At 51.4% G+C, this 16,618-nt stretch carries 12 protein-coding genes; 4 read left to right on the top strand and 8 right to left on the bottom strand.

Going from position 1 to position 16,618, the window contains the following annotated elements:
• Nucleotide 1: 1 nt before the first annotated feature.
• Nucleotides 2-1,342 carry a MutS-related protein gene (locus ACTJIK_RS13395; protein ID WP_440646866.1) on the top strand — a complete coding sequence of 447 codons (1,341 nt, stop codon included), beginning with the start codon at nucleotides 2-4 and terminating at the stop codon, nucleotides 1,340-1,342.
• Nucleotides 1,339-2,640 carry a MutS-related protein gene (locus tag ACTJIK_RS13390; RefSeq protein ID WP_440646865.1) on the top strand — a complete coding sequence of 434 codons (1,302 nt, stop codon included), beginning with the start codon at nucleotides 1,339-1,341 and terminating at the stop codon, nucleotides 2,638-2,640. Before ACTJIK_RS13395 ends, ACTJIK_RS13390 begins: the two co-directional genes overlap by 4 nt.
• On the opposite strand, the gene ACTJIK_RS13385 is transcribed toward ACTJIK_RS13390, so the two are convergent.
• Nucleotides 2,635-3,213, bottom strand: coding sequence for a Crp/Fnr family transcriptional regulator (locus tag ACTJIK_RS13385; RefSeq protein ID WP_440646864.1), 579 nt, complete (start codon nucleotides 3,211-3,213; stop codon nucleotides 2,635-2,637). The two genes, ACTJIK_RS13390 and ACTJIK_RS13385, sit on opposite strands and share 6 nt — an antisense overlap.
• A gap of 104 nt (nucleotides 3,214-3,317) precedes the next feature.
• On the opposite strand from ACTJIK_RS13385, the gene ACTJIK_RS13380 reads away from it, so the two are divergent.
• Nucleotides 3,318-4,094: a type 1 glutamine amidotransferase domain-containing protein gene (locus ACTJIK_RS13380; protein WP_440646863.1), complete on the top strand. Its 777-nt coding sequence runs from the start codon at nucleotides 3,318-3,320 to the stop codon at nucleotides 4,092-4,094.
• A 129-nt stretch (nucleotides 4,095-4,223) separates the two neighbouring features.
• On the opposite strand, the gene ACTJIK_RS13375 is transcribed toward ACTJIK_RS13380, so the two are convergent.
• From ACTJIK_RS13375 to ACTJIK_RS13350, 6 genes are all read right to left on the bottom strand, one after another.
• On the bottom strand, nucleotides 4,224-6,689 hold the full coding sequence (locus ACTJIK_RS13375) for a TonB-dependent receptor domain-containing protein (protein WP_440646862.1): 2,466 nt from the start codon (nucleotides 6,687-6,689) through the stop codon (nucleotides 4,224-4,226).
• 80 nt (nucleotides 6,690-6,769) lie between these two features.
• Nucleotides 6,770-7,579 (bottom strand): AraC family transcriptional regulator, encoded by an 810-nt coding sequence (locus ACTJIK_RS13370; protein WP_440646861.1) that lies wholly within the window; start codon nucleotides 7,577-7,579, stop codon nucleotides 6,770-6,772.
• A gap of 52 nt (nucleotides 7,580-7,631) precedes the next feature.
• Nucleotides 7,632-8,981 carry a sulfatase-like hydrolase/transferase gene (locus ACTJIK_RS13365; protein WP_440646860.1) on the bottom strand — a complete coding sequence of 450 codons (1,350 nt, stop codon included), beginning with the start codon at nucleotides 8,979-8,981 and terminating at the stop codon, nucleotides 7,632-7,634.
• Between the two features lie 24 nt (nucleotides 8,982-9,005).
• A complete protein-coding gene (locus ACTJIK_RS13360) occupies nucleotides 9,006-10,415 on the bottom strand; it encodes a sulfatase family protein (protein ID WP_440646859.1) in 1,410 nt (469 codons plus the stop codon).
• 270 nt (nucleotides 10,416-10,685) lie between these two features.
• A complete protein-coding gene (locus tag ACTJIK_RS13355; protein WP_440646858.1) occupies nucleotides 10,686-12,419 on the bottom strand; it encodes a tetratricopeptide repeat protein in 1,734 nt (577 codons plus the stop codon).
• Nucleotides 12,420-12,760: 341 nt separating this feature from the next.
• Nucleotides 12,761-13,303, bottom strand: coding sequence for a DUF1415 domain-containing protein (locus ACTJIK_RS13350; RefSeq protein WP_440646857.1), 543 nt, complete (start codon nucleotides 13,301-13,303; stop codon nucleotides 12,761-12,763).
• Nucleotides 13,304-13,568: 265 nt separating this feature from the next.
• On the opposite strand from ACTJIK_RS13350, the gene ACTJIK_RS13345 reads away from it, so the two are divergent.
• The gene (locus ACTJIK_RS13345) at nucleotides 13,569-14,990 is read left to right on the top strand and encodes a DUF4932 domain-containing protein (protein WP_440646856.1); all 1,422 of its coding nucleotides are present in this window, start codon (nucleotides 13,569-13,571) and stop codon (nucleotides 14,988-14,990) included.
• A gap of 19 nt (nucleotides 14,991-15,009) precedes the next feature.
• Here ACTJIK_RS13345 and ACTJIK_RS13340 read toward each other — a convergent pair whose 3' ends face one another.
• The gene (locus tag ACTJIK_RS13340) at nucleotides 15,010-16,614 is read right to left on the bottom strand and encodes a T9SS type A sorting domain-containing protein (RefSeq protein WP_440646855.1); all 1,605 of its coding nucleotides are present in this window, start codon (nucleotides 16,612-16,614) and stop codon (nucleotides 15,010-15,012) included.
• Nucleotides 16,615-16,618: the final 4 nt, after the last annotated feature.

The following is a 16,618-nucleotide window of genomic DNA, read 5'->3' as shown; positions in this document are numbered from 1 at the left end:
CATGTTATTCACGACAGATAAACAGACACTGGAAGATTTGAACATCTTCGGCAAACATGGCGGCGATTCCGTGTACAACATCTTCAACCGCTGCGCCACAAGAGGTGGCGCAGCGATCCTGGAGGAGATGTTCCGGTATCCTTTGTCAGACGATCCGGCTATCAACCGCCGCTGCGGCATCATCCGCCACTTTGCGGAAGCGGGCACGCCATTCCCTTTCCAGGGCGCGCTTTTCGACGCAGCTGAGCCTTATCTTGCCAATACTGATGAACGCACCAGGCTCAGCGCCCAGGAGCATTCCGTTACAAAAAAGCTCAGCAATATCATTGCCCTGGATGCCGAAACAAAGCAGGTGTACAATGGCGTGAACGCTCTTACGGAACTGCTGAAAGGCGCAAAAACATTTATTGCCGGCCTGCACATTCCTGAAGAACATTTTTATGCCGGGGACAAAGCGGCCATCTCCGTTATCCTTTCCGAACCGGCCTTTTCGCCCATTATCGAAAGCAAAGGCAAGCTGCAGCCCGCCACCATCGCCGAGTTCGACGTACTGTTGCGTTTCCGCCACCGCGAGGATATTCAAAAGCTGCTCCGCCACATTTATTTCCTGGACGTGTATCTGTCCATCGCCAGGGTAGCGAAGGAGCGGGAGTTCGCATTCCCGCAGGCTTTACCCCGCGGGCAGCATAGGGTACGGCTGCAAGGCGTGTACCACCCGCAGGTGAAAAACGCGGTGCCGAATAATATCACCATCACGCCGGAAGGCAATGTAATATTCCTCACAGGCGCAAATATGGCCGGGAAGTCCACCTTCATGAAATCTTTCAGCATCGCCATGTTCCTGGCGCATATGGGTTTTCCCGTGGCGGCGAAGGAGATGGAGTTTTCCGTGCTGGACGGTATTTACACCACCATCAACCTGCCGGATAACCTGGGCATGGGCGCCAGCCACTTCTACGCGGAAGTGCTGCGTGTAAAAAAGATGGCGAATGAGCTGAGCCTGGGGAAGAACCTGCTGATCGTTTTTGATGAGCTGTTCCGCGGCACAAACGTAAAAGACGCTTACGAGGCCACGATCGCCATCACTAAAGGGTTTGCAGGTAAAAGGAACAGCCTGTTCGTGATCTCCACGCACATCATCGAAGCGGGAGGAGTGCTGAAACAGGCCTGCCCCAACGTACGTTTCGTATACCTGCCCACCCGCATGAACGGGCGCAATCCCGTATACACATATACATTGGATGATGGTATTACGGACGACCGCCACGGCATGATCATTATCAACAACGAAGGCATCATGGATATACTTGAAGCCGGTATCAAAAAAAAGACATCAGCATGAGCTTTATTGCAGATAAACAAACGCTGGACGACCTGGGGCTGCTGGGCCGGTTCCGGCCGCATTCCGTTTTCAATCTTTTTAACAAAGTGCATACCGCAGGCGGCGGGCGTTTGCTGGAAGAGATGTTTCACCAGCCGCTGACCGACGCGGCGGCCATCAACAAACGCAGCTTCATTTTCCGGTACTTCCAGGCGCAAAAAATAACTTTCCCGTTCCGGCATGAATCGTTCCGCTTCGTTGAAAATTACCTGGGCGCCGGGGCCGCCGGCAATATAGTAACCGCCGCGGCAGGCATGCTGCGTAAAAAGATGATGGGCACGCTGTTGAAAGACGATCAGTACGGACAGCTGCAAAGCGGGCTGACCGCGACCATTGAAGCCCTCCATGCGCTGAAAGACCTGCTGAAACCACTGGACATTGAGCTGCTGCAGCCCGCCGTGGAGGTGCTGGCGGACAAAAGGCTGGCCTGGCTGGAAAAAGAACGCGGGGCAAAAGAGCTTGGCGTCATGAAAGCCGCGAAATACGATCAGCTGCTGCGCAATACCCTGCGCAGGGAGATGGAAATATTGCTGGACACCATTTACCAGCTGGATGTATATATTGCCGTCAGCTCAGTGGCCCGGGAAAAAAATTTATCCTATGCCCGCGCCCTGCCTGCTGAAAAAAATGTATTCAGCACTACGGCCCTCACACACCCGGGCCTCAGCAATGCAGTGGCCAACCCGCTGTCGCTGGACGAACAGGAGAACGTGATTTTCCTCACCGGCGCGAACATGGCAGGGAAATCCACGCTCATGAAATCCTTCGGTATCGCGGTATATATGGCGCACATGGGGTTCCCCCTGGCCGCGAAAGACATGACCTTCTCCGTGCGCGACGGGCTCTATTCCTCCATCAATGTGCCGGATAACCTGAATATGGGCTACAGTCATTTTTATGCGGAAGTGCTCAGGGTCAAAAGAGTAGCGGAGGAAGTAAGCAGCGGAAAAAACATGATCGTCATTTTCGACGAGCTGTTCAAAGGCACCAACGTGAAAGACGCCTACGACGCCACACTGGCCATTACCGCGGCGTTTTCAAAGTACCGGAACTGCTTTTTTATCATCTCCACGCACATCATTGAAGCGGGCGATGCGCTGAGGGAACAATGCGGCAACATCCGGTTCTCTTACCTCCCCACTGTAATGGACGGAAATATTCCCCGTTATCCCTATATGCTTACGCCGGGCATTACCAGCGACAGGCAGGGAATGATCATTATCGAAAACGAAAAAATAATTGAATTGCTAGCCTCATAACAGGTCGGGAGATATCGTCAGCCTGCTCAGGGTTTCTCTTGACACGCCGATATATGACGCCAGCAGCGCTTTGGGCACGCGCTGGAAAAGGGAAGGGTATAATTCGAACAGCTGCCTGTATTTTTCCTGGGCATTATTGCTAAGCAGCGATAAGATGCGGCGCTGTAAAGCGACATACCCGTAGTTGGATTTTACGCGGAAAAAATGCTCCATCTTATGCATTTCACTGCACAGCTTGTCTTTATTCTCTTTCGTGATGCCCAGCAGCTCACTGTCTTCCAGGCAGTCCGCAAAAGAGGTAGCCGGCGTTCCGGTCAGAAAGGCGGTGTAGTCAGACAACCACCAGTCTTCCATTGCAAACTGCAGGATATGCATTTTCCCGTCATCGTCCAGGATATAACTCTTTAACAGGCCGGACAGCACCAAAAATTCATAATTCACCGGGTCGCCCTGTTGTATCACAAACTGATGCCTCTTATATTTTTTCCGGATAAAAAACGAAAGTATATGCTCAAACTCGCTGTCAGTAAGCGATACGATCTTTTCAATCTGCTTGCGAAAAATATGCTCCATAAAGGGCGTTGTTTTTTATGTGATATACATCACATCATAAGTGTGACCCGGCTCATTGGACAGTAGGCCGGTCTGTAATGATCTTTGCACAAAATAAATAAAGTATGAAAACAATAACAAAAATACTCCTGTGCACCTGGTCGTTTTTCACCACAATCACAGGCCATGCCCAGCAGTCTAACACCAAAAAGTCAGATATGAAACAGAAAAAAGTACTGTTTGTGCTGAGCTCCACAGACAAAATAAAAACCACTGGCCAGCCTACCGGTACGTGGATAGAAGAGTTCGCATCTCCCTACTATTACCTGCAGGCTAAAGGCGTGGACATTACCATCGCTACCCCGGAAGGCGGCATTGCGCCTATAGACCCAAAAAGCCAGCAGCCCGGGTACGTTACGCCGAGCGTAAAAAAATTCAATGAAGATAAAGCTGCCCGGGAAAAACTGAACCGTACTAAAAAACTGGCGGACATCCGCCCGGAGGACTATGATGCCGTGTTCTATCCCGGCGGCCACGGCCCTACCTGGGATCTGCCTGAGAATAAGATCTCCATATCCATCATCGAAACCTTTTATGCAAAAGGCAAGCCGGTAGCGCTGGTATGCCATGGCCCCGCGGCACTGGTGAATACAAAAGCCGCCAACGGTGATCCTTTGATCAAAGGCAAAAAGGTGGCTGGCTTCACCAACAGCGAGGAGCAGGCGGGCCAGACTACTACGGCAGTGCCTTTTTCGCTGGAAGACCGTTTGAAAGAACTTGGCGCCCTGTACCAGAAAGGAGCAGACTGGCAACCTTTCGCAATTGCAGACGGTAAATTATTAACCGGGCAGAACCCCGCTTCGGCAGAGCCGGTGGCTGAGTTGCTGTTTAAGGCGTTGTAAGGCTAACATCAACCTTTTAAAAAAAGCAGCCCGGGAGTGGGCTGCTTTTTTTGCATTCGATTAATAAGCCAGCGGCGGTCCCCTATAGGTTGAAGAAAAGCCGCCAGCAACATAAACGTAACTGTATTTTTAAAACTCCTTATCCCCAAACTCGCTATTCGGAAGTTTTGATTTCCCGCTCAGCCTGTTCAGGTTATAACTAAGGTTGATCAGGAACACATCCGTTTCGTAAATGTAATTTGTCGTAGTGTAAAAATCCGGGCCGCTGGTGGAGATGCGCTGCCGCTGCGTCTGTTTCATACCGAGGTCAATATTCTGCCATTGCAGCGTGGCGGAAAAGCGCCCGTTCAGGAATGTCTTTTTCAATGAAGCATTGGGCACCAGGAACCTGGAATCTTCGCCCTGGGCGGTGGGCCGGGCGGAAAGGTAGTTCACATTCGCCTGGAGGCTCCATGACGGTCCCAGCTTAAAATTTGTATTCGCATTGATGGAATACACCCAGTTCGTATTGTTGACGGAAGATTTCTCTCCCAGTATATTGAGGTCACCCTTGATCTTATAGTTATAAATATTGCCGCCCAGGTATAAGCTCCACCATTTCGTTGGCTCAAAATTAGCTCCGGCCTCCAGACCAATTGCAGTGGCCGCTTCGGCGTTGGTGAACACCCGGTTTAAAATGGTATCGGCATACACGCTGTTTACCCGCTGGATCGGGTTTTTGATGTGCTGGTAATACAGGGTCGCAAAAAAAGAACCTTTTTTGAAATTGTGGATCGAGCCTATTTCCGCCAGATCTGTAAATGAGGGCAGCAGATCAGGATCTCCCTGCTCCAGGGTTTCGGAATGCTCCCGCTCGGGAATCGGATTCAATTCAAAATTATTGGTGCGCTGGATCCTTTTACTGTATCCCGCTTTTGCCTTCCACCCTTTGTTGATGGTGTACAGCAGGTTTGCGGAAGGAAATAAATTGGACAGATCAAGTTTGTGCGGCGTTGGATCATAGGAAAGTTCCACGGTCCTGGCGGCGTATTCATACCGCAGCCCCGCCACATACTCCAGTTTTTTCAGGCTTCCTGAATATTGGGTATAAACGGAATTGATCTGGTTGCGGGCGCGGGCGGATCCCCTGAACCGGTCCGCATCCGGTTGGGAGGCTGCGGGTGTTACGAAGTAATCAAATTTTCCGTCCTGCCTGTCGTGCCTGAACTGGTAGCCGCTTTCCAGTTTCCCTTTCCCGATATTGACCGAATAATCCAGTTTGAACCTGTATCCGTCAATCGGGTTCTCATATGGATTATAGACTTCCTGCAATACCCCGCCGGTTTCAGGGTAAACCAGGTTTTTGTTCCTGGTATTGCCAAAAAGCCGGGCGCTTTCAAACAACGCGGAAGCCGTAAGCGCAGATCTGTTGCGGAACCTGTGGGTATAATCCACATTTCCCAGGTAAAAATTCCCCTGCTTTGTTTGCAGGTTTGAATTAAAATAGGTGGTACTGCTGATCAGCTCGCCATTGGCCATGCGCGAAGCGGTATTATTGTACAGGATATCCGCCAGCCGGGCCTGGTATCTTTTACCGATGAAAATTCCCGCGGAAAAGGTGTTATTCGAATCCGGCGAAAAGGTGGCAGAAGCGCGGCCCGCATAATTGTATTTATCAAAGCTCCTTTCGCCGTTTGAGGGGAACCGGGTTATGATACCGGTGGAAAAGTTTTTGGTATAGACATCCCCTTCCCGGTAACCCGCATTATCATTCCGGGTATAATTGCCGCCGACGGAAATATCCCATTTATTCTTTTTGAAGTTGACGGTCAGATCGCCGCCAAAACGTTTCGGCTTTTCCTTGTTACCATGATCGCCCGTACTGGGCAGCCCCCCCTGTGCATTGGCGGAAATGCTGAACCCGTCGGCAGCCCCTTTCCTGGTGATGATATTAATGATGCCGGCTTTACCATCCGGATCATACTTCGCGGATGGCGCGGTGACCAGCTCTATATTCTCAACGGCATTTGCCGGAAGCTGGCTTAAGACCGTCCGGGCATCCGTAACTACCGGCTTCCCGTTGATCATCACCAGGAAACCCGACGAACCCCGCACGCTGATCCCTCCTTCGCCGTCCAGCGACACAGAAGGAAGGTTCTTCAGCACGTCAATGGCGCTCCCTCCTTTTGCGGATTCGAACTGCCCCGCGCGAAATGTCTGCTTATCGATCCTGTTTGAAGCATTGGATTGCACCCCGGTGATATTTACCTGCTCCAGCAACGCGCTACTCCGCGCAAGCGGGGTCTGCCCCAGGTTCAGCTGCTGCCCTGCCGTTAATGCCAGGTTCCCGATGTACCTGGTCTCATATCCCATGTACAAAATTCTGAGGTAGTAATTCCCGGGCGCCAGCTTTTCCAATGCAAAGCCGCCGTTTGCCCGGGTCAGGGCGCCGGTAACAAGGGAGGAATCGGCGTTGCTGAACACCGCAACGCTGGCATATTCCAGCGGCTGGCCGTCCTTTTTATCGTTAATAGTTCCTGTAATGGACGCTTTTTGCCCCATAGCCGCCTGGGCGGTCATCAGTAATATGGAAAGGAAAATAAATCTGTAGTTCATCCGGACGATTGTTAAACCGCTGCAAATATACTCGCCAGATTTGGACGGGGATTGTAAAATTCAGGGCAATGATTGTAGAATTATTTTTTTAAAAGCGCCAGTTCGCGATACTTCCCGGGGGTTAAGTTTGTATTCAGCTTGAAAAACTTGACGAAATGAGGCGCATCGGAGAATTGAAGATTGGCCGCGATCTCCTTCACCGGCAAAGCTGTAGCGGACAGCTGCATTTTTGCCTCCAGTAAAACCCTCTCGTTAATGACGGAAGAAGCCGTTTTACCGGACGATCTTTTACAGATCTCATTTAAAGTTGCGATGGTAGTATTCAATGTACCGGCATAAAATTTTAATTGCTTCTTATCCAGGAAATGATCGTTTACCAGGCGTTTATACTGTTGAAAAACAACATCCGCAAAAGTACCTGCGCCGTTACTCATCCCCGAGATCATTTTCAGTTTCGTGACCAGCAAATGAAGATATGCGCTACACACGGAATAACCGGTGCCGGCAACCTGGTGTTCGCCATATAACTCCGACACCAAGCGGAACAACTGCGGTTGATCTGCGAGGGAAATAATCGCGGGGAATTCATACAAAATGCCGATATCTTCTTTCAGCAGCAGTTCTTCCCTGAACAGCAGCACAAATCCCTTCGGCAATGCGGAGAAGTTCCAGCAATGGGTCTGCCCCGGTCTGATGTAAAAAGCCACAGGCGGAGCGACCTCGAAGCTCATATCATCGATCTCATGAAATCCCGAACCTTCATCCAGGAAGATCAGCTCATGATAATCCGCATGGCGATGAGGCCGGGTAGGCTTGATGACCGTCTTCATCATGCTTATCTTAAACAGGCTTTCCGCCGTGATCTTGGATTTAACCGGTATCTCGTTCATTTTCTCTGGAAATTATCGTCAAAATAAGCATCCTGGCGGTCAGACCGGGTCATTATTTTTTTAACGGGGGAAGCGACCGGTACCAGCTGAGCAATTTTTCTTTCAGCCGGGCTGAGATATCTGCATATTGAATTGCGACATTGCTGTTCTCGGAAGGATCATTTTCAAGATCATACAGCTCTGCCGTGGAACCATCAGCATTGGCCAGCAGCTTCCATTTGCCGTCGCGCACTGCCAATGACGGGCTCCGGTCCCTGCCGCGGGGATAATGAAACGAGGTCTGGTTGCGGCCGTATTCCCAGAACAGCGTGCGCCGCTGAGCCGAGGGTTTGCCCAGCAGCACATCAGCGCGGTTCATGCCGTCCGTTTCAGGCAGCGCTTTACCCGCGATGCCGGCCACGCGGCAAAAAGTCGGCAACAGGTCCGTAGCGCTCAGCACTGAAACACTATCCACTTTCCCCGGCCTTATCCTGCCCGGAAACCTGGCGATCAGCGGCATTCTGATCCCCCCTTCATAAAGCGACAATTTAGTGCCCCGGAATTCTCCGGAACGGAATCCGAAGGTTGGCAGCGCGCCGTTATCCGAGGTGAAAACGATCAGCGTATTCTGATCAAGCCCCAGCTTCTTCAGGCCTTCCAGCAGCCTCCCGATCTGTTTGTCGTAACTGGCCAGCACCTCCTCAAACTGCCGCCGGCTCTCCGCCCCCTTGGGCATCGTGTTCATTTCTGCTTCGCCCGGCACCCAGGGTGTATGCACATCGTCCGGCCAGAGATTGACAAAACAGGGCGTGCCCTTGTTGGCCGCCAGGAAAGCCAGCGTTCTGTCCACAAAATATCCTGTGCGGTCCCAACGCTTTATGCTGTCGGTCTTTGACCATATCCAGTTGCCGGAAGTAAGCAGTGGATCCGGGTCCGGACTTTCCCAGGTGCTGCTGTATTCATCGAAACCATATTCCCGGATGGAGGGCGCGTTCTTAACATCCCTTCCGCCGCCCAGGTGCCATTTCCCGAAATGGCCGGTACGGTATCCGGCGCTTTTCAGCAGCCTGGCTACTGAAGGCGCCTGCGCCTGTAAAAAGTCCGCCTGTTCGCATTCAGCATTACCCTTTCGCGTTTGCAGGTAACTGGTCAGGTTCCACCTGGCGGGATGGCTGCCGGTCAAAATGCCGGCCCGCGAAGGAGAACAGATAGGCGATGCGCTGTAATATTGCGTGAAACGGATTCCCTCAGCCGCCATCCTGTCCAGGTGCGGCGTTGGAACAACCTTTCCGCCATAACAGCCTACATCGGCCGAGCCCATATCATCGGTCAGTATCAGAATGATATTGGGCTTTTGCTGCGCCCCGGCGGTCAAAACCGTTAAGCATAGCCAGGCGGTAATAATTACTTGTCTTATTTTCATGAACCTTTTTTTACTGTTGAATGATTACTTTTTTGAAGCCGCCTCACTTTTCCAGTTGGGTCTGATGTCCAGGATAGGACCGGTGATAGTGTCTTTTTGCTGCGCCCTAAAGCTGGAAAGCTTTTTCTTCAGCTGCAGCAGGATATCGCCGTATTCTTTTTTCCCGGCCAGGTTATCCAGCTCATAGGGATCTTTTACAACATCGTATAGTTCCGCCTGCGGGCGGTGATGATACCGTTTTATCAGCGCTGCCGCCGTGTCGTTTTTCTCTGCCAGCTGTTCCCAGCTGATCCAGTAAGAAGCGCCTCCGTCGTGGTCCCTTGCACCGTCAATATGTGTATGGTATGCATACTGCGGCGACAGGTTTTCAATGAATTTATACCGCTGCGTTCGTATTCCCCGCATAGGGGTAATATTCATAAGCCCGTCCTGGGAGTGGGTGAGGAACACTTCCTGCCGGTGCGCCTGTTTTTTTCCCAGCAGTACCTTCACGTAATCAATTCCATCCAGCCCGGCGGGAACTTTGGCTCCGGCCAGCGTGAGCACCGTGGGCAACAGATCTATATGGGCTACCAGTGCATCAGTGGTACCGGCGGCAACCCTGCCCGGCCATTTTATCAGCAGCGGCACACGCACGCCTGCGTCATACAAATTCCATTTTGCAAAAGGGAACTGTGCGCCCTGGTCCGAAGTAAAAATGAAAAGCGTTTCCCCGGCCAGGCCATATTTTTCCAGGCTTCCTAGAACGCGGCCCAGGTTATTGTCCATTTTTGTGACGTCTGTGTAATAACGGCTGCGCATCTGCCTGTAAGCGTCCGTCGCGATGGCGTTGGGAGGTATGTCAATATCAGCGAGGGGATAAACCGGCCGCTGCGGCCAGATCACATGAGGACTATGATCCGCCACCACCAGGCAGAAGGGCTGGCCGCTCTCCTGCTGCGCCAACCATTTGTCCACCGCGTCGGTGCTCAGATCGGTAAATAATCCCGGCGTGTTTTCATGCCCGGGCTCCCGCACTTCAGACAAGGGTATCCATTCAAAAGGAAAGGCCTTCAGGGGGCCAATATGGCGTTTGCCTGCCAGCGCCACCCTGTAGCCCGCCTGCCGCAGCAACGCCGGCAGGGTTGACACTCCCGGCCGTACTTCGCTCACCGGGTAACCGTTTACGTTGTTGGCATGAGAACCATTGCGCGAGGGCATGAGTCCCGTCATAATAGTAGCCCGCGAAGGCGTGCAGGTGGGCGTGTTCGCAAACGCATTCGTAAATTTCAACGCGCCGGAAGCCAGGCTGTCCAGGTGAGGGGTTCTCACTACCCTGTTTCCATAGGGGCCGCTGTCGTTGTACCCAAGATCGTCCGCCAGGTAAATAACGATGTTCGGGTACCTGCTTTTCCCGTGTGAAGCCTTTTGCGCCACGCTGTTGCTTATCGACAATAGAATGCAGGCTGATAAAAAAACGCAGTTAACATATATCCTTCTTCCCATAACATGATATTTATACCGGTAGTATAAAGATAAAATTTCATGGATAATCGAAAGAGAAAATCCGGCAGGGTCATTAGGGGCTGCCAGGCCGCAGCGGTTCAGCTCCCGCATGGGTACAATAAAAAACGGCTTTCAGATAAAATTCTGAAAGCCGACTCGTCTGGATCAAAGATTATTCCTGTTCCCTGAAGTTACCATCGGAATTTCGGGGTTTGCATTTTAATCGGCAATACTGGAGGACGAATTGATTTTCATATCAGCATATTTCCACGCTTCATTAAAATCGGATTGGGCTTTCTGCGCCTCAACGTCCCTCTTCTGAAGCGCCAGGGTCTTATATAAGCCCATTAATGCCCACCCATTCTTCCGCCAGGTTCGCAGATCCTGGCGGTAAACTTCTTCGGCTTCTTTATGCTTCCCGGCTTTGAGCAGCACAGCTCCCAAATGATGCCTGACTGAGAAAAACCAATCCGGCGGCTCATTGTAATTAAGCATATCTTCCATGGCAACAGCTTCTTTCAGCATTGAAACGGATTGACCTGGTTGCCCTTGATGTAACGCTATTCCTGCAGACAGTACTTTCACGGCAATCTGCACCAGGTCCGCGGTGGTATTGATATTCCAGACCGTGAGGTCCTTAAGGATGGTGTCTGCTGCCAGTATATTTAAGCTGTCCATTTCTCTTTCCGCATTCACCAGATCATGCTTTCCCAGAAAAGCCATTCCTTTTGCATAATGCCAGATTGCACGGGGATACACAAGGTCCCTTCCCGGCGCCGGAAGCGCAGCAATAGTATCCCACATCGATAATTTCACCGCTATGTAAAAAGGAATGGTATAATAATGTTGTAATGTTCCCCATCCAGGCATGCGCATGATCTCTTCAGAAGTATGTTGCTGTAATTTTTTCGCCGCTTCCCAGGCCAATGCTGTATTGCCTTCCAGTGTTGCCGTAGCGGCCAGAAAATGGTAGTTATGCGGGAAATAAGCCAGGGGATAGGCTCCCTGGGCATGGCATGCGGTAGTATAAACGCTGTCTGTCTCCACTGCCCGGATATTAGCGAGCGAACCAAGATGATAATCCCCGGTATTGATATAAATATGTGAAGGCATATGCAACAAATGGCCGGCGCCGGGCACCAATGTATCCAGCAATTTCGCGCTTGCCAATGCTTTCTCAGGGGTGGCGGAAGCCTCCAGCGCATGTATAAAGAAGTGATGCGCCCCGGGATGCCTGGGATGAGTTTTCATAAGATGCTCCAGTACGCTGATCAACTCAGGGGTCCACGCTTTCGGAGCTTTGGTCTTTTTATCATACAGATCCCAGGGATGCAGATCCATCATCGATTCGGCATACAGCGCTCCTATATCCGGATCGGAAGAATATTGCGCATATACCTTTTTCATGGCGGAAGCATAGGCAATATCCAGGGAACTGCGGTCGGCCGGCGGCTGTTGTGCATACCGGGTAGCCAATGCTCTGATAAGCGCAATTTCTTTGGGTGTGCATTTTCCGGAAAGCGACTGTGCTTTAACGGACGCTTCGTAGGCGCGTTGAAAATTATCCTCCTCCATTCCGCCATTGTAATTCGGGCCCAATACATACGCAAGACCCCAATAAGCCATGGCACAATTGGAATCAAGGCGGGTTGCTTCAAAAAACGACCTTGCAGATTCGGCATGGTTAAAACCATAGGACAGCATCATCCCCTGGTTAAAATACGACTGCGCTTCTTTAACCGAAGTCGAAATCCTGAAATCAATGCCTTCCAAACCTTCAAACATTGGCGCTTTCCTGCCGGAAGTATACCAGTCTTTGTCCGTTGTGCGCGGATTATAACAACCAACTGACTGGGAAATTTTATCGGGTGATTGGCTTTCCTTTGCCGCATTGCGGTTGATACACGCGTACAGGAAAAATAGCGAAATAAGTGCGGTGCAGATTTGTCTCATAAAAATAATTGATTGAGGTTATTTTGGAGTTGACGATACATTATCATAAGTATGTTCATACCACTTATTCTGTACTGCTGACCAGGTATTATTTGGGGGTATCCGGCGGGGTATTATCCGGAAGCCAATCTCTCTATAACTTCTAATTTACGAATATTCTGTTTATCCCGGGTATTTCGAAGCCAATATCCGCATTGCCTGTTTTGTCCCGGTGCCCTGAAAAAAGCTTATCCTGCAAACCATTTTCGCCTGGTGCTTCGGCGATAACTATTTCCTGAACAAAGTTATATTTCTCATTGCGCGGTTTTTTTGTTTGTATTACCAGTTGAGGAGTATCATTCCTACAAACAACTATCCCTCAACACCCTCATATACTCCTCCCCTTTCCGTCTCGCAAATTCAATATTCCGCGCCGGGATGCCCTCCGGGTCAGGGAAATTGGACACTGCTTTGCGGATGCTGGCTTCCCGCAACAAATGCAGCATGGGGTAAATGGACCTGTTGGTATAATTGGCCGCGTCATCCGGCAGGGAGTCTGCAAACTGGTATAGCGGATGAAAACCGGCCACCTGGTAAATGCCTTCGTAACCTTTCCGGCGGATCAACCCTTCGGCAACTTTTACGATACCCAGGTAATCAGCAAACAGCGCGAACGCATCCGGGAAAATGAGCAGGGTCGTTCCAATGCTGCTGTCCTTATCAAGCCTGCTGCATTCATTAAGGAATGCCTGCCTGACGGTAACGGCACTGGCGGCATAAGCGACCTCGTAATGCACCCTGTTCTGCTTTACCTCCCTGGCTGCAAACGGGCAGAAATTACACCCTATCACCGTCACCCTGATCCAGTTCCTCGTTTGAGCAATAATCTCCGTCGTCTGATCCATGTTTTGATTTTTGTTTCCCGCGGCGGAAAATACCGCGCAGGTCCGCTCTTTCGGGCTTTCACGAATGTAGGCCATTCTTTCCGGCTGCCATGAGCTTAAATTCCGCGGGACCGCCGTTGCCCGGGAATACACAGGCCACCTGATCAGTTGAGCCGTTCACCATATATAATTGAAAAAATTGGGGTGAAATTCTTTATTTTATCGGATAGCGATGGCAAGATCGGAAACCATGGCGAACCTGATAAATAATTTACCCGTTAAAACAATGACTAAATCCTTCTTCACCCTGCTGCTCCTGGCGATCTGCGCCGCGTCGTATTCCCAAACCGTAGAAGACACTATACCCGGTACCTTCTTTTGCCCGAACGATACGTTCGTCATGAAACATAAAGGCCTGGACAAACTGTTTCCCTTCAGGGCCAGCAAGACCGACAACGGAAGCCCCGGCGGAAACGCCAGCCCGGGCGATTATGCCACGATATACTACGGCAATGACAGCCTTCGCCTGAACTATCATAACCGCCTGCCTTACGCGCATATCATTTATGTCAATTTCAGCTCCCCGAAAGGAAAATCAACGTTCCGGTTCCACTTCGACGAACCGGCGGCGTATTTTCCCGAAGCATACCGCCGGAAAAATAACGGGAACATACAATTTGATATCCCGGAACCTTATGAACTGGCGAATATCATATGGACGCTCTCTCCTACCGCGCAAAGAGCCGCAGACCTAGACAAAGAAGGCGAATACTATAAAAAAGTGGAAGCCTGGTTCAAGCCGTATGCCGGCCATCCGGTGTTCAAAGCGCTGGATTTCCCGGATAGCCTGTATTTCGACAGGTACTACAACTTCAGGGAAAACAGCTTTGCATTCAATTTCAAAAATGATCATTCATCCACGTTACTGTTCAATGGGCCATATTATTATGTTTTCGGCAGAAACCTTGCAGACAGCAGCCTGTTTGGTAAATTGAAACCACTGGTGGAAGACTTTGCCGCTACATCAAAATTCCGGGAGTTCTATAAAAACAATCTCGGTTACTATCACAAAACGGCCGCCCGCCAGAAAGCGCTGCTGCCTGTAAAAAAGATGTGGACATGGATGGAGGAACAGTTCCCCAACAGGAAGTTCTCTTCCTACAGGATCGTATTCTCCCCGCTCATCGGCGGCTCACATTCCACCCAGCAATACAGCACCTTCAGCGAGAGCGGCGCATTCAGGGAAACAGTGATGTTCATTTGCGGCCCTGACAGGTACGACAAAATCGACAGCCTGACTGAAATACAGAAAGAAGGACTTTTATCCGGGATTGTATTCACCGAAATCGACCACAACTACGTAAACCCGGCCACTTCCCGCTACCAGCAACGGGTAGACAGCATTTTTTCAAACCGCTCGCTGTGGGTAAAGGCGGATATCGCCAATAATAATTACAGGAACCCGGTGTCCGTATTCAACGAATACATGACCCATGCGCTGTTCTGCCTCTATATGCTGGACAGTTATGACACTGCAACGGCGAATTTCGTAATAGACAACCGCGAGCAGCTGATGGTGAACAGGAGGAATTTTATCCGGTTCAAAGAGTTTAACCGGGAACTGGTAAGGCTGCGGCAATTACAAAAGGATGTAAAGGTAATTGATCTTTATCCCGCGATATTAAGCTGGTGCGCGCAGCAGCGATAAACGGAACCGTGCCGGCTCTTTATTTAATGATCTCAATCTTCTGCCGGTCCACGATCACATTATTATTATCCGTGTCGTAGAACACCAGTATGTACATGCCCACGGCCAGGTTGGGCACATGCACGGGCATATTCGTAGCGTTGATCTGCGTTTTGCCCACCAGGCTTCCTTTCATATCATACATCTCCATCCTGAGCAGGTTACGCACGCCCGAGAGGCTGACGGTGAACTGGCCCCTGCTGGGATTGGGGGATACCGTGATCTTGTACATGCCGGGCACGGAGCGGATGGCGGAATAAATGCTGTCGCCGTTGCGGCTGACGGTTTTGAGGCGGTAGTAACTGAAGTTGCCGTAATAGTTGTCATCCATGTACTGGTACGGCCGGTTCACGTTGCTGTTGCCTGTAGGCGTTTGTGTAGCCACGATGGCGATGGTGCGGAATCCGTTCTCATGTTCCAGCCTGCGTTCCAGCTCAAAATGCTGCACGTTGCGTTCGCGCATAGTGAGCCAGTTGGTCTGCACCTGCCGGATGTCCCTGCGTGTGGCGTCGAATATCAATGATACGTCCAGCCCCGGCGCGACCGGTTTTTTGAGTGCGGCCAGGGAAAGAAACACCCCTCCGGATGCAGGCAGGGTACGGGTATGCAAATACGCCTGCCGGAGCGGGTTGCCGGTAGTGAGTGTGCCGGGTTGGGAAAAACCGCGCGGCGTAATTGTGTCCCAGCCGGAAAGCGGGCTGTAACGGGACATAAAGCTGCTGTCTATATTCTCCGCGAAGCCGGTGTTCTGTTCGGCCGGGTTATGCTGGAGGGAAACGGTGATGCTGTCCCCGTTCGGCATCCCGTTTTGCAGGATCTGCCAGGTTTTGAGCACCAGGTTTCCTTCCAGCGTTTGGCCGGTTTGCGCGTTGGCGTATACATTGTCGAATACCCTTGCGCGGAAATTGTCTGCCCGCCGCCCGCTGTACCGCAGGGCAAGCGGCGTATAGCTCTCCGGGGCGGTGCCGATGGGAAAAATGGCGTCCCCGGTTGCGGAGCTGATATTGTATAGGTATAGGAACCCGCCGTAAGGCGAAGGCCCTGTCACGATAAAACGGCTGGCTGTGTAGCCGGTAATGCTGCTTCTGCCGGTGGCTTCCCCTCCCAGGGCAAGGTCCCAGCCGTTGAGATAAAGATGCCCGCTCTCGAAATGCAGGTTGTAGCGGACGCGCAGGTCGCTGAGGTCCGCCAGTTCCACGCCGGAGGGATTGTTGATGTAAAGGTTCGGGAAGCTGGCGCCGATGCCGGTAGCGGAATTGTAGCCGCCAAAGACCGTTTGCCTTGCATCTCCCATGAACCGGAATACGCCCCCGCCGGGAGGCAGGGTTGGGTCATAGAAACGGTCTTCCGGCAGCAAAGCGGCATCGGTATTGCTCCAGCGGCCCCCGTAAAAAAATACCACCGAGCCGGTAGCGCTGCCAAAGCGGCCCTGGTTGTCCACATTACTGAAGATCGCAACAGTGTCTGCCCTGTGGGCCATCACGTCCGCGCCCGGCGGTATAAACACGCCTGTTTGTGCGCGGACGGCCAGGCCCGAACAAAGAAAGACCAGCTGGCAGATGAATGATATGTAATGTTTGTTCAACAAC

Source organism: Chitinophaga sp. 22620 (assembly GCF_052044405.1).
In the GTDB taxonomy this organism is placed as follows: domain Bacteria; phylum Bacteroidota; class Bacteroidia; order Chitinophagales; family Chitinophagaceae; genus Chitinophaga.
Note: the sequence above shows the minus strand (reverse complement) of the source record. Positions and strands in the feature narration are given on the sequence as shown.

Coding starts and splice junctions, on each gene's coding strand:
- ACTJIK_RS13395 (WP_440646866.1), top strand. CDS start 2: ATGTTATTCACGACAGATAAACAGACACTGGAAGATTTGAACATCTTC.
- ACTJIK_RS13390 (WP_440646865.1), top strand. CDS start 1,339: ATGAGCTTTATTGCAGATAAACAAACGCTGGACGACCTGGGGCTGCTG.
- ACTJIK_RS13385 (WP_440646864.1), bottom strand. CDS start 3,213: ATGGAGCATATTTTTCGCAAGCAGATTGAAAAGATCGTATCGCTTACT.
- ACTJIK_RS13380 (WP_440646863.1), top strand. CDS start 3,318: ATGAAAACAATAACAAAAATACTCCTGTGCACCTGGTCGTTTTTCACC.
- ACTJIK_RS13375 (WP_440646862.1), bottom strand. CDS start 6,689: ATGAACTACAGATTTATTTTCCTTTCCATATTACTGATGACCGCCCAG.
- ACTJIK_RS13370 (WP_440646861.1), bottom strand. CDS start 7,579: ATGAACGAGATACCGGTTAAATCCAAGATCACGGCGGAAAGCCTGTTT.
- ACTJIK_RS13365 (WP_440646860.1), bottom strand. CDS start 8,981: ATGAAAATAAGACAAGTAATTATTACCGCCTGGCTATGCTTAACGGTT.
- ACTJIK_RS13355 (WP_440646858.1), bottom strand. CDS start 12,419: ATGAGACAAATCTGCACCGCACTTATTTCGCTATTTTTCCTGTACGCG.
- ACTJIK_RS13350 (WP_440646857.1), bottom strand. CDS start 13,303: ATGGATCAGACGACGGAGATTATTGCTCAAACGAGGAACTGGATCAGG.
- ACTJIK_RS13345 (WP_440646856.1), top strand. CDS start 13,569: ATGACTAAATCCTTCTTCACCCTGCTGCTCCTGGCGATCTGCGCCGCG.